Raw genomic sequence first — 12,620 nt, 5'->3', positions numbered from 1 at the left:
AGATATACATTGATACCAGCCGATACGGGTTTCAACTCACTCGTAATGAGCAGGTCGTCGGTTCGATTCCGACCATCGGCTCCATAGGAAAACGAGACCCCGCAAGCGATTGCGGGGTTTTTGTGTTTTGTGGAATAGGCTAATTTTTGCTTATCGTTGCAATAGCGTTGTCACTCCTTTTTTCTTTTTCTTTGGTCTCTCAAGTGGCTATCGATTTTCGAGGCCGCTTTTCTTCGTTGGTTGAGATGATAGAAATTCTCGCGCCAACGCATTTGATTTTGGGGTCTTACAATTGACACACATAGAGCATCTAGGTATGATATGCATAGAAGTATTAGGTATAGCGGGGGGATTGAATGAATGTATCTAAAGACTTGGTAGCAGCCTCTGCTACCCCACTCATTTTGGCCATTCTCAAGGAAAATGACAGTTATGGCTATGCGATTATCAAGCGCGTGAAAGAGATGTCTGAGAATCAACTAATTTGGACGGAAGGTATGTTGTATCCGGTATTACATCGTCTAGAAGAACATCGATTAATCGAATCTTACTCGAGTAAATCAGAGGCAGGCCGGCAGCGTAAATATTACAGGATTAAAGAGAGTGGGTTAACCGAGTTGGAACTGCAAAAAAAACAGTGGGAAATAGTTCATAATGCTCTGGACAGGACATGGAATGAAGAAAGTAATTCGTAAGGAGGAGATCAAGATGTTTGATTTGGAAACACAGATTCATTCTTGGAGCGATCATTTGAGAACCCATGGTAATTTAAGTGATGCGGATATTCATGAATTGGAAAATCATTTAAGGGATGAAATCGAGGACTTAATTGCAACCGGACTCACGCCAGATGAAGCATTTTTAATTAGTGTCAAACGTTTAGGAAATGTCGACGCGATCTCACATGAGTTTGCCAAAGTGAATACCGAGAACCTGTGGAGACATTTGCTAGTAGAACCGGTAGATTCACTAGCCAAGCAACTGAATCGGCGCGATATTACCCTGGTGGTGATTTTTGCGTTGCTAGCCGGGACACTGGTCAAACTTCCTGAACTTTTTGGTTTCGGATTACTAGATCAAGACGGTGAAATTAAGATGTTCTTCATTAAAAACTTCAGTTTCTTTATTTTACCTTTCATAGCGGCGTTTTTCTTGATCAAGAGGAAATCAGAGTTAAAAACATGGGCAACGATCCTGGGAATTTTTATCCTGGCAGCGGTGATTATCAATATGTATCCATCATTTGATCCTCACAATACAGAAGTTCTTACCATCGTTCATCTTCCTTTGTTTTTGTGGTTGGTCGTCGGGGTAACTTATATAGGCAGGGAGTGGCAAGGCAGCCTAGGGAGAATGAATTTTATACGCTTCACAGGTGAAGCCTTTATCTATGGTGTCTTAGTCATGGCAGGTGTAATGGTGTTATTCCTGTTCACGCTAGGTATTTTCCAAGCCATCCAAATTGACATTGGAAAATTTCTTGCAGAGTATTTGCTGATTTATGGAGGGTGTGCGGCAGCCATGATTACTGTTTATTTAGTAGAGGCTAAAAAAAGCGTGGTGGAGAATTTTGCACCTATTTTGGCCAAAATATTCAGCCCGCTCTTCCTGATAATTATGGTTGCTTTCTTAATAGTTATGATGATTACTGGTAATAGTCCATTTATGGAAAGAGATTTCCTAATTGGATTCGATTTTATGCTGGCCTTAGTATTGGGGTTGGTTTTGTACGTCATTTCGGCGCGAGATATTCGCCAGCCAGCCAATCTGTTTGATTACTTAAATCTAGCCTTGATTATGGCGGCACTGGTTATCGACGGGGTTGCTTTATCTGCGATACTTTTCCGCTTGTCCGCCTTTGGAGTTACCCCCAATAAGCTGGCCGCGCTAGGGGAAAATTTGGCTTTGCTAGGCAACTTGGCCGGACTTGCCTGGTTATATATCGGGTATTTCAGGAAGAAATTTGATTTCACAAAGATCATAAAGTGGCAGACAGATTACCTCTATGTTTATTTCATTTGGACAGCAATTGTTGCATTTATATTTCCCATTGTTTTTAGGTTTAATTAATTTCTTTAAACCTCCATCCTTGGTCCTCACCATGATTTCGGTAGTACCGACGCCACCCCCTTGATGTCCATTGGTTGTTCTTGGTAGATACGATTGGGAACAAGTGCCAAGGTAAAAGGCCCAGGTATTACCTAGGCCAACCTTTATGCTGTTGTAGTTGCTATTGTTGTTATGAGCCCAAACTATGAAGAAATTAATAGTAATAATACAATTAAAAACGCTAAAAAACCTAAGAATCCAAAGATAAACATTATTTATTCACCTCCTCACTTGGGGATTCCATAAAATGAGAAGGCTCCTGATGTATACTATGCGGCATGTCCATTAAGTGTAATGGCCTACGATTTTAGAGGATACCCACCAAACAATCTCTTAATATATCAAAATTGGCAGTGGAAGCAGCTAGGTAATCTGCAGCGCGAAGCCCTGTCTATCAACGGTCAGAATGAACGGTTGATAGACAGGGCTTGTGTTTTATCAAGAATGGCCTAGTTCACTGACGGCCTCAAAATTTGTCCCGCGATAAAGTTTATCCTCAGGTTGTCCATGTTGTGATGCAGAAGTTTGGTGCCTTAACTTAGTATAAGCCTGTTGCAAATGGGAGTATTTCTCCTTAAGTTCTCCTAATTCACTGGCTAAAGCGTCTTTTGTAGCTTCATCTTTATGGCTCAAAAAGCTCCCCTCCTTTATTTAATTATTATTTAAACAGTATCTCCTGAATTACAGGAATGATGTTTATTTCCTTCGAATTTGCACTAAGAAATTTGAAGTATATTTACCACTTTTATTTTCATGGAGGGCATACTAATAACCTAACTAATTGGGAGGGATTAATTTGTATGAACTAGATGAAATAGTAAATCAAATCGAAGAATTACGTTCAAGCACGATCAAGATAAAAGAGGATAAATGATTAGAAATTTTTATTACTAAATGAAATTTAAAGCTATCGTGATGATAATTCCTACCAGATTTGGTTATGCAAACAGTTGCCTACAAGTTTACATGGTAAGACCCCTTCAAGTGATTGCGGGGGGGTTGCTTTTTAGGAATAGACTCATTTTACAAAGATAGGACTAACGGACCTTGTAGAAAATGATCAAAGGAAATATACTTATTTAACACTATATTAACGGAATAAGTCACAAAATGGTGAAAGAGGAATCTTTATGAAATGGTTAATCCCCTACATAGTTGTAGTTGGGTTACTATTATTGTTTAATCACGGAGCTCACATGAACGATGAAGATTGAGGAACAAGGGTGATTGGAGTCACGCTTGTTTTTTGGCTTAAGCATTTGCAAAAGTGACAAACGCCTTGAAAAAGGGGGCGTTATTTTTATGCCTTAAACTGAATGTGCGAATGAATCAATTTATTTTATGCTGCTGATTGGTATATCGAAATGGAATATTATGGAAGCGTCCGATAAAGCCGCAAAAAACCATGCTAATAGAGAGGATTTTTAAAATGAATTCTTAAAAGCAGAAATGAATAGATATTAAAGCCGATAGACCAATATAAATTCCATCCATGATAATATCTGAAGTGTCCTATTTTGAGTATAAATTCAAAAATACTAAATAGTGCTACCCAGGCTAAAATAAACATGCTTTTTTAGCTATACTCCCTTTTTCGGGGAAACGTCCTAAAAGAGTAGGACTGTTGCAGGAAAGGTGATAAAATCTATAAACATCGTATTAAAGGTAACCTTTCCTCCAGAAGAAATCAGTTCCCACAGGGGATAGTTATAAGTCAGGTATCCATAAATATAATGCCTAATATCAAAAGAGGATAGTTGGATAGTATATTTTATGACTCTCGTCGGTTACGATGGGAGTTTTTTGCTACAATTCGACAAGTTTCCCCTTACTTCTCAAGAAAGTTATGAGATGATTGGGACTGGAAAGTTAAAGTATTCAAGGATATTTATTAGTTAGCCCTTCAGCAATTTGAAATTAGTAGCGAATATTTGTGGTTCTATAATGCTTGGTTTATGACGAAGTAATTTAGAAAATTGTAGTTTTAGGCACAAGAAAGAGAGTAAAGACAATGAAGAAGATAATTATGTATGTATTATCCGCAACACTGGTGTTCACTACTTTCAGTTTTGGTATTCCAGAAACAGTGCAGGCAGCAGAGAGAGCAGTGAATACTGCAACGGTCGCTAAAGTTCAGACCTTGAAAGGGATTAAAAAGTTAAAAAACGATAGAGTTAAAGCCGTAATTCTTGGGGATTCAATTGCTGTTAGTCAAGGTGCTTCAGATCCCTTAAAAAATGGTTGGTACAAAGATCTTAGAAGATCTTTGTACCAGACGTATTCAAACAACATTGTGTGGGATAACAAAGCTTTATCAGGGGTTCTTATTGATTATTGCTTAACGAGAGCAACAGAAATAGAAAGTAGTACAGACGTTGTATTTATATGTGTAGGAAGAAATGATAGAAATTTTTATACTCCATCCCAGTTTAGTAGAAAATATACTCAGTTAATCCGTATCATTAAAAGTAAAGCTCCTAACGCAGATATATTTTGCATTGTGGAACCTCCAATGGTTTCATTAGATGAATCTTCATTTATGGGTATCAGAACAGCAATTATTAATGTGTCTGCTAAGACTGGGTCAAACTTATTAGATGTTTGGAGTGCATTTCCTAAAGATCTAGTTGACTTGGATGCATTCATGAAAGATGGACTTCACCCAAATGACAAGGGGTATGAGTTAATGTCGGACTACATGTATAGTCGATTAGTTAAGGTGATAAAGAGAACCTAAAAATTGTAAAAGGAAGAGAAGCAGTAAAGGGGGAGCCTAATCGCTCTCCTTTTTGTTCTTCAGGTGTAAATAAAAATGGCCGCCCTTACGGACGGCTCTGTCTCAATCAAACATACGATCATTATCTCCCCAGACTTTGCCTAACCAAACCGCTGCACTAATACCAATAGCATGGATAACTAAAGAGCGAGGACTGAATAAACTACTTTTGCGTTTCATCATTCCCATCATTTATATAAACCTCCTTTTAACTTTGTAACGAATCTATTTTTTGTTATTTCAGTCTAAAGAATACTGGCAAAAATTTGTAAGCATGAATGGTTTTTAAAAGAGCAATGCATAGGATAAAAAAGAGGCTTAGGTCATAAGAGTGAGGGGGATTTATATATTCTAATCAGCCTGAGAATGTTCGTGGGGGACTAGCCCTCGCTCCTTGAGCCCTCAAGATGCTTTCTCATAAGAATCTTTGATTGTTCCACGTTGTGACTGACAATAGCATCATAGATTGAGATATGTTCTTGAATCGTGCATAGTCCCCCGATGTCATGACTAAAACGGAGCGGTCCGGCTTTCTTAATGAGTTCTAAAATATGGACGACAAACGTCTGCAACAGTCGATTCATCATCGAATTCTGGGAAGCTTGTGTAATCAGAAAGTGAAACCGCATATCCGCTTTAGCATAAGCGTCCAGATCTTCTAACGATGACTTCATATCACGAAGGGCATGGGAAATTATCTGCAGATCTTCTTCCGAGGCTCGCAATGCTGCTAAACCCGCACATTCGACTTCGAGGGTAATACGCGTTTCCCACAGTTCCTCTATTCGTGTCGGCTCTACCGATAAAGCTAAAGCTAAAGGGCTAATAACGTCATTTAACTGTGCATTCCGTATGAAAGTGCCGCCTCCAGGCTTAATTTCAACCCATCCTAAGAACTCCATAGTTCTTAGCGCTTCACGCAAAGTGGTCCGGCTAACTCCCAATTCCCCAGCCATTTCTCTTTCACCCATCAGTCGGTCACCGGGACGGAGCCTTTCTTCGATAATCAAGCTATTGATTTGTTTTAAAACCTCTTGAGACGTTCGCTGAGGTTTCGTAATCTTTTCAAACTGCATTGGAACCTCCCATAAGCGCACGGAGCTAAACTTGAATACCTGCAGGACAGTTTTCATTACACAATGAGCAGTCCCCACAATCCGGATCTTCAGCTTGTTTGGAACCCTCCAAAAAAGCTGCTAAGACGTTTGCCCTTTTGCCGGAGTAATAATAGCCCCTCTCTAATCCCTCTTCAAGATATTTTGGACAATCGACGAGACATCCTCCACAGTGCAGGCATTTAAGCAAATCCCACTGCTGATTTTCAGATGTTGCCAAACGTCCATTATCCAGTAAAATGACATACACCTCTTTGGGGCCATGCATACCTTGGACCATTCTAAACTCAATATCGGCTGTTCTGCTGGGGCCACTGATAAAGGAAATATACTTAAGAATATCTCTACCTAATCCATATACACTGATCGCCCGACAAACGCTCAAAGCATCTTCGAGAGAGGGTACGATTTTATCGATTCCGGCCACCACGATATGGTTATACGGAAGATTCGAGGTAAATCGTACGTTTCCCTCACTTTCTAACAGGGCCAGGGTTCCATTTTGTTCAATGATAGCCTCTGCACCTGTAATACCATATTGCATATGGGCCGCCTGCTGTTTAATCTCATTCTTAATTTGGGCTACCCACTCTTTATTGGAGATTGGTGTATTGATACTGGCAATCCAAGGGTGTGCTTCGACCTTAGTCCCGGCAACTCTTTCCCCCAGGTCGGTATCGAGAATCTCAACATTATTTAATTTTAAATACTCTCTCAGAGCAATTTCGGTGAAAACAGAGTTTTTACTCATGGCTATGCGCTGATGACCCGCCAGGATTTTCAGGATTTGCTCTTGAGCTTCTGTGGAGTTCTTAGCAAAGATCACATGACATCCTTTACCTTTGAGGGAAGAAGTTGCTTTTTTCACATACTCTTTAAGATTAGCCGCAGTCGTGCTTTTGATCTCCTGTACTTGGCTAGCCAAATTCGGATACTCTTTAAGAAGTGTGTCGCGGCGAGAACTGATTTGCTTCAAGATAGTTCGAACTTTTGTACTGCTCATTCTGCTTATCTCCTCCCATAGGCGCGGCTAAGAATCTGAACCACGTGAGAAACTTTTTGCTTCATTTTGTGCTGAGCAATCCCATCACGGAAATGAACCATACATCCGGGACAACTCGTCGCCAGGGTGGTAGCCTGGGTGTCAGTGACGGTCTTTAACTTTCCTTCGTTAATCCGTTGCGAGAGTTCATAGAAACTTAAGCTGAACGAACCACCGAACCCACAACACGTATCAGCATCCTGCATTTCCACATAATCCACCCCAGGGATCATCTGGATGATTTCCCGGGGTTCCTTTTTTACACTCATACTTCGAGCGAGATGACAAGGATCATGGTAGGTTACTTTTTCCATAACTCCCTGTTCAGGAAGCTTTAAGTCAATATCTTGGATAAGAAATTCATTGATATCTTTCACTTTCAGAGCAAGTCTTTTTACCTTTTCCTGAAGCTCAGGGGAATCCTCCGCAAACAGTTTAGGGTACTCTTCTTTAAAAGCGACAGCACAACTCGGGCAAACAAAAACAAAAGCATCCATATCAAAAGAACTATAAGTCTCGATGTTTTTTAGAGCCATGGTTTTGGCATGATCTAAATCTCCACTCACTATACTAGGAATTCCACAACAAACATCCTCTTTGGGGAGTTTAACCTCAACGTTATTTTCACCTAAAACATGAAGAAGCGCTTCTCCAAGATCTGTCTCCGTGTAATTCACGACGCACCCGGGATAAAAACCAACCTTTTTAATCGGTTTAGCAACCGTTTTAGGTTTGGCGATTTCCATAAAAGACTTGTCTGAGAATCGAGGAATCACGCGGTCTTGCGGTAACCCGAATGAATTGAATGTCAAACGGGAAGTCATCCCCGTATCAGACTCTTTTAAGGCCAGCTTCCCGAAGGTTGTTGCTAGTTTACTTACTAACGGCAGTGTTCGGGGTTTGGTTAACATCGAGAAGACTAAATCCTTCTTCCAACCTACTCCTTCTTTTGCTACAGCATCTTGCCGAAGTTTCCATAACATTGCTGGGGTCGCCATCTGTACGGGACAGGCAGTTTGACACTTTTGACAACCGATGCAGAGAGATAAGCCATTTTCTTCAGACTTTTCCAAGTCACCATGGAAGGCAGCAAAGACTAAGCCGCGTCCCCCAAGATACTTATATCCGTATTTGCCGCCAACTTCCGCATAGACTGGACAAAAGTTCAAGCAACTTCCACAATTGATACAATAAAGAGACTCTTTAAATCCTACATCGATCGCTCGCTTACGGCCATTTTTCAACAAAACGATATGCACTTCTTTAGGGCCTTGACCGTGCGTATATTCCTCAAGATCAGGATCAAGAGCTTCGCTTACTCCTGAGATCACAGAAACATAGGTTCCTATGTCCTGACCTACGCCGTAGACCGCTGCGGCTCGTACAACTTGCATAGCATCTTCAAGAGACGAGACAATTTTTTCCACACCTGCGATCACAATATGAACTTTAGGCATCATCGAAACCGCCCGAATATTACCTTCATTCTCAGTTACGAAAACACTCCCTGTATCGGCTGCAATCGCATTCGCTCCGGAGATCCCCACATCCGCTTTAACCAAAAAATCACGGAGTCCTTTACGAGCAGAAACGACCAGCGCTTCGGGAGTGCATTCTAATTGGGTTCCCTCCTCGTCAGAAAAGAGCTTGGTTATCTTTTCAATAGGAATATGGATAGCTGGTGCCAGTGAGTGACTCGCTTCACACTTTGCCAGCTGATTAATTCGATCTCCAAGATCAGTTTCTACGACCTTCACGCCACGATCTTCGAGGTAATGTGAAATATTGATTTCTTTACCGGCATTTGACTTGGACTTAACGACCAAGCCTTGATCAGGAATGAGGCTTGCAATATACTTCTGAGCATCTTCGGCAGTTTCAGCTAGATATACTTTACAGCCCTTTTCTTCCAATGATCGTTGTGCTTTTGCGATCACTTCATCCAAATGCCCCATACTGTATTCTTTGATTTTGCGTAAACGGTCAGAAAGCTCGGGATAATTGGGGACCATCTTCAACATGGCTGGGCGAATCGCATCAAAAGCTCTAAATCTACCCTTCCGAGATTCCATATCATGGAGTCCTTCGGTGACTTTGCTTTTCACGATTTTATAGGTTTTATTTCCCATGGTAAACTATCTCCTCTCTTCGGTTTACTGGTTGGACCGGCAGGCATAAATAAAAAAACCCTTCGTAAAAAATAATCCCCACGCCTATGGATATAAGGGGGGGATTAAAGCAATGAATAAACAAAATAACTTGATTTATTAGGTATCTGCCTTCGCTCCGCCCAAGTAGGCTTCCATAACACGAGGATTCTTGGCAACCTCTTCAGCTTTTCCGTGCAGTACGATCTTTCCTGTTTCCAGAACATAGGCATAGTGAGCAATCTTTAAGGCTTGACGGACATTTTGTTCAACGAGAAGTATGGTTGTACCTTCCTGATTGATCTCTTGAATAACTTTGAAAATATCTGAAACTACTAGAGGTGCCAAGCCCATGGAGGGTTCATCGAGCAATAGAAGCTTGGGTCTGGCCATGAGTGCACGGCCGATGGCCAGCATTTGTTGCTGTCCGCCAGAAAGAGTTCCTCCTAATTGTTGTTTGCGTTCCTCTAAGATTGGAAAACGCCTAAAAACCTTCGCTAAATCCGCCTGAACTTCTTTATCTTTCCGCTGATAGGCTCCCATTTCCAAGTTTTCCAGAACCGTCATCCCTGCTAGAATCTTACGTCCCTCCGGCACCAGAGACATTCCCAAGTTTACGATTTTGTGGGGGGCAAAACCTCGAATCTCCTGGCCTAGGAACTTAATCTGGCCAGACTGAGGTTTGAGAAGCCCAACAAGAGAGTTCATTATAGTCGTCTTTCCGGCTCCATTTGCCCCGATGAGGGACACAATCGAGCCGTGGGGAACGTCCAGGTCTATCCCTTTGATTGCTTTAATACTGCCATAACTCGTTGACAGACCGCTAATGTTCAGCATCTCTACGCCTCCTCCCGGCCTAAATACGCCTCAATGACCAATGGGTTTTTCTGAATTTCGGCCGGAGTACCTTCAGCAATCTTTTGTCCGAAATTAATCACCACGAGTCGGTCGCAGACGTTCATTACTAGGTTCATATCATGTTCAATTAAAACGACGGTTTTCCCCATCATTTGTATTTTCTTAATCAGAAGACGCAGGTCTTGGGTTTCACTCTCATTCATCCCTGCAGCGGGTTCATCGAGAAGAATTAACTCGGGTTCTGTTGCGAGTGCCCTGGCAATTTCCAAGCGGCGTTGTTGCCCATAAGGGAGCGACCCCGCGGGAGAATCTGTGTCATTTTCAATCCCCACCAACTGCAGCAGAGCCTGGGCTCGTTCTCTGGTTGATTTCTCTTCCTTGCGCTGAGCGGGAGTACGCCATAATCCTCTCCATACGCCGGCTTTAGTTCTGCAGTGTGCCCCGACCATGACATTGTCCAGCGGACTCATATGGCCAAATAGACGGATATTCTGGAATGTCCGAGCTAAGCCCAACGCTGTAACTTTATACGGCCGTAATCCTAACAAGTTTTTACCGTGGTAGCTTATCTTCCCCTCAGTAGGAGGGAAAATCCCAGTAATTAGATTAAAGAGCGTCGTCTTTCCAGCACCATTAGGTCCAATAATTCCTACAATTTCCCCGTCATTGACCTTAAAACTAATGTCACTTAAGGCCGCCAAACCGCCAAAGCTTTTACTCACTTGATCAAGGACTAATGTCATTGATTAATCCTCCTTCCAAGCTTGCGTTTCCAGAAACGAACCGTCTCCTTACTAATGAGTCCCTGAGGACGAAAGGCCATCATAATGACCATTAGTGCGCCGTAAATCATCAGGCGGTATTCAGATGCCGAACGCAACAGTTCAGGCAACATGGTTAGCAGTAATGCCCCGACAATTGGACCTATAATTAGGTCGCTTCCACCTAAGACAGCAAAAGAAAGGATTTCAACGGTACGGTGGTAGGCAAAATCCTTTGGCCCGATGAAAAAGGTTAAATGGGCAGACAGACCGCCAGCCATCCCAGCGATGAAAGCTCCTAAAGCAAAGGCAAGCAGTTTATAATAGGTCGTATTGATTCCCATAGCTTCGGCTGCCGACTCATCGGCTTTAATAGATGCAAAAGCTCGACCGACTCGTGAACGGTTAAGTCTTGTACAGAAAAATACCAGAAAAGCGAGAATGAAAATCAGAACAACTAAAACCAGCAAGTTACTGGTCTGCTGAGCGGTTAATCCTCCAAACCGCGATAAACCAAAGGAAGACAACATTTTGCTAATCTTTGTTCCAAGGGTTGGAATTCCGGATATCCCTAAGGCACCATTAGTGATTTTTAAGTTCAAAATGATGACTCGAACAACTTCTCCAAATCCGAGCGTGGCAATAGCCAGGTAAATCCCAGTGAGTCGTAAAGCCGGATATCCAATGATTAGTGAAATGAAACTTGCTGCAGCGCCACCGATAGGGATGGCCAGATAGACGGGAAAGCCTGCTTTTACGGTCAGAATCGCACAAGTATAAGCTCCAATGCTCATAAAGCCGGCATTTCCTAAAGATAACTGTCCGGTTGAGAGCGTCATATAAATGCTCACCCCAAGGATGGCATTCACCAACACAAATATAACAATTTGAAGATAATATTGGTTTAGTATAATATCCATTTAAAATCGTCCCCCTTGTCGTTTCCCAAAAAGTCCTTGAGGACGAATGAATAAAATCAAAATAATTATACCAAAGGCTACGGCATCCCTATAGGAAGAGGCACCGTAAGCTACAGTGAATACTTCGGCGATTCCTAAAATCAGACCTCCCAGCATCGCTCCGGTGATATTTCCCATTCCACCAAGGATCAGTACAGCGAGCCCTTTCAAGCCCATGCTTAATCCCATAGTAGGTTCCACAGCATTAATAGAGAGACCAACAAGAACTCCTGCAATCCCACCTAATGCTGAAGCGAGTGCAACGGTCAATAAGATAATTTTATTAGTGTTGATACCTAGCAGGTTGGCAGTCTCAATGCTCTCAGCTGTTGTCCGGATGGCTTTACCAACACGAGTTTTAGACAGCCAAAAACGAAGAACAAACATCAAGCCGAAGGATATCCCAAGAATTACAATTTGGACAAGGGTAATTCGAATCGGCCCAAGTTGCAACTGAACTCCTGATAAGGCTCCCGCAGGAAAGGCCTGTGATTGCGGCCCAAAGATCTTTAAAGCTAGATTTTCCAGAAAGATCGATACCCCAATAGTGCTAATTAAAGGAGCCAGATCGGAAACGGCCCGGCGTCTCAAGGGACGCAGGGCCAGCATTTCGAGAAGAATACCTAGCAACGCACTCGCCGCCATGGCGCCAGCCATGGCCACAAAGATATTTACCTTCAGATAATTCACCAGAAATAATCCGACGAACGCCCCGAACATAAATACCTCTCCGTGAGCCATATTGATGATATTTAGGACTCCCATAATCAGGGTATATCCTAAAGCGACTAGTGAATATGTGCTTCCCAATGTTAAGCCATTGACCAATTGTTGCCAGAACAAGACGTTCACT

General features: G+C 42.1%; 12 protein-coding genes and 1 tRNA gene. 4 read left to right on the top strand and 9 right to left on the bottom strand.

The features are described 5' to 3' along the window. The first annotated feature begins 18 nt into the window (after positions 1 to 18). From LJE72_RS17625 to LJE72_RS17615, 3 genes are all read left to right on the top strand, one after another. Positions 19 to 84, top strand: a tRNA-Ser gene (locus LJE72_RS17625). Between the two features lie 272 nt (positions 85 to 356). Beyond that, positions 357 to 695 carry a PadR family transcriptional regulator gene (locus LJE72_RS17620; protein ID WP_229249217.1) on the top strand — a complete coding sequence of 113 codons (339 nt, stop codon included), beginning with the start codon at positions 357 to 359 and terminating at the stop codon, positions 693 to 695. A 13-nt stretch (positions 696 to 708) separates the two neighbouring features. After that, entirely contained in the window at positions 709 to 2,070 is a 1,362-nt protein-coding gene (locus LJE72_RS17615) for a permease prefix domain 1-containing protein (RefSeq protein WP_229249216.1), read from the top strand. A 477-nt stretch (positions 2,071 to 2,547) separates the two neighbouring features. Here the strand turns inward: LJE72_RS17615 and LJE72_RS17610 are convergent, their stop codons facing one another. Then, complete coding sequence (locus LJE72_RS17610) at positions 2,548 to 2,742, bottom strand: hypothetical protein (RefSeq protein ID WP_229249215.1); 195 nt, start codon at positions 2,740 to 2,742, stop codon at positions 2,548 to 2,550. Positions 2,743 to 4,120: 1,378 nt separating this feature from the next. Between LJE72_RS17610 and LJE72_RS17605 the strand changes: the two genes are divergently transcribed. Further along, the gene (locus LJE72_RS17605) at positions 4,121 to 4,846 is read left to right on the top strand and encodes an SGNH/GDSL hydrolase family protein (protein ID WP_229249214.1); all 726 of its coding nucleotides are present in this window, start codon (positions 4,121 to 4,123) and stop codon (positions 4,844 to 4,846) included. 102 nt (positions 4,847 to 4,948) lie between these two features. Here LJE72_RS17605 and LJE72_RS26325 read toward each other — a convergent pair whose 3' ends face one another. The 8 genes from LJE72_RS26325 to LJE72_RS17570 form a co-directional block, all read right to left on the bottom strand. Beyond that, positions 4,949 to 5,077: a hypothetical protein gene (locus LJE72_RS26325; RefSeq protein WP_282434043.1), complete on the bottom strand. Its 129-nt coding sequence runs from the start codon at positions 5,075 to 5,077 to the stop codon at positions 4,949 to 4,951. Between the two features lie 188 nt (positions 5,078 to 5,265). After that, on the bottom strand, positions 5,266 to 5,961 hold the full coding sequence (locus LJE72_RS17600) for a FadR/GntR family transcriptional regulator (RefSeq protein ID WP_229249213.1): 696 nt from the start codon (positions 5,959 to 5,961) through the stop codon (positions 5,266 to 5,268). 25 nt (positions 5,962 to 5,986) lie between these two features. Then, positions 5,987 to 7,003, bottom strand: a complete 1,017-nt coding sequence (locus LJE72_RS17595; RefSeq protein ID WP_229249212.1) for an LUD domain-containing protein — start codon at positions 7,001 to 7,003, stop codon at positions 5,987 to 5,989. A 5-nt stretch (positions 7,004 to 7,008) separates the two neighbouring features. After that, positions 7,009 to 9,171: an LUD domain-containing protein gene (locus LJE72_RS17590; RefSeq protein ID WP_229249211.1), complete on the bottom strand. Its 2,163-nt coding sequence runs from the start codon at positions 9,169 to 9,171 to the stop codon at positions 7,009 to 7,011. Between the two features lie 138 nt (positions 9,172 to 9,309). Then, positions 9,310 to 10,026, bottom strand: a complete 717-nt coding sequence (locus LJE72_RS17585) for an ABC transporter ATP-binding protein (protein WP_229249210.1) — start codon at positions 10,024 to 10,026, stop codon at positions 9,310 to 9,312. 2 nt (positions 10,027 to 10,028) lie between these two features. After that, a complete protein-coding gene (locus LJE72_RS17580; protein ID WP_229249209.1) occupies positions 10,029 to 10,790 on the bottom strand; it encodes an ABC transporter ATP-binding protein in 762 nt (253 codons plus the stop codon). Continuing rightward, the gene (locus LJE72_RS17575) at positions 10,787 to 11,728 is read right to left on the bottom strand and encodes a branched-chain amino acid ABC transporter permease (RefSeq protein WP_229249208.1); all 942 of its coding nucleotides are present in this window, start codon (positions 11,726 to 11,728) and stop codon (positions 10,787 to 10,789) included. The genes LJE72_RS17580 and LJE72_RS17575 overlap by 4 nt, the downstream gene beginning before the upstream one ends. After that, complete coding sequence (locus LJE72_RS17570) at positions 11,729 to 12,610, bottom strand: branched-chain amino acid ABC transporter permease (protein WP_229249207.1); 882 nt, start codon at positions 12,608 to 12,610, stop codon at positions 11,729 to 11,731. Positions 12,611 to 12,620 lie beyond the last annotated feature (10 nt).

The organism is Desulfosporosinus shakirovi, assembly GCF_020595055.1.
Classification (GTDB): domain Bacteria; phylum Bacillota; class Desulfitobacteriia; order Desulfitobacteriales; family Desulfitobacteriaceae; genus Desulfosporosinus; species Desulfosporosinus shakirovi.
This window is presented reverse-complemented; position numbering and strand designations above follow the sequence as displayed.

Excerpts from the sequence above, each read along its gene's own strand:
- LJE72_RS17600 (WP_229249213.1), bottom strand. The coding sequence starts at position 5,961 with ATGCAGTTTGAAAAGATTACGAAACCTCAGCGAACGTCTCAAGAGGTT.
- LJE72_RS17615 (WP_229249216.1), top strand. The coding sequence starts at position 709 with ATGTTTGATTTGGAAACACAGATTCATTCTTGGAGCGATCATTTGAGA.
- LJE72_RS17605 (WP_229249214.1), top strand. The coding sequence starts at position 4,121 with ATGAAGAAGATAATTATGTATGTATTATCCGCAACACTGGTGTTCACT.
- LJE72_RS26325 (WP_282434043.1), bottom strand. The coding sequence starts at position 5,077 with ATGATGGGAATGATGAAACGCAAAAGTAGTTTATTCAGTCCTCGCTCT.
- LJE72_RS17575 (WP_229249208.1), bottom strand. The coding sequence starts at position 11,728 with ATGGATATTATACTAAACCAATATTATCTTCAAATTGTTATATTTGTG.
- LJE72_RS17580 (WP_229249209.1), bottom strand. The coding sequence starts at position 10,790 with ATGACATTAGTCCTTGATCAAGTGAGTAAAAGCTTTGGCGGTTTGGCG.
- LJE72_RS17585 (WP_229249210.1), bottom strand. The coding sequence starts at position 10,026 with ATGCTGAACATTAGCGGTCTGTCAACGAGTTATGGCAGTATTAAAGCA.
- LJE72_RS17620 (WP_229249217.1), top strand. The coding sequence starts at position 357 with ATGAATGTATCTAAAGACTTGGTAGCAGCCTCTGCTACCCCACTCATT.
- LJE72_RS17595 (WP_229249212.1), bottom strand. The coding sequence starts at position 7,003 with ATGAGCAGTACAAAAGTTCGAACTATCTTGAAGCAAATCAGTTCTCGC.
- LJE72_RS17590 (WP_229249211.1), bottom strand. The coding sequence starts at position 9,171 with ATGGGAAATAAAACCTATAAAATCGTGAAAAGCAAAGTCACCGAAGGA.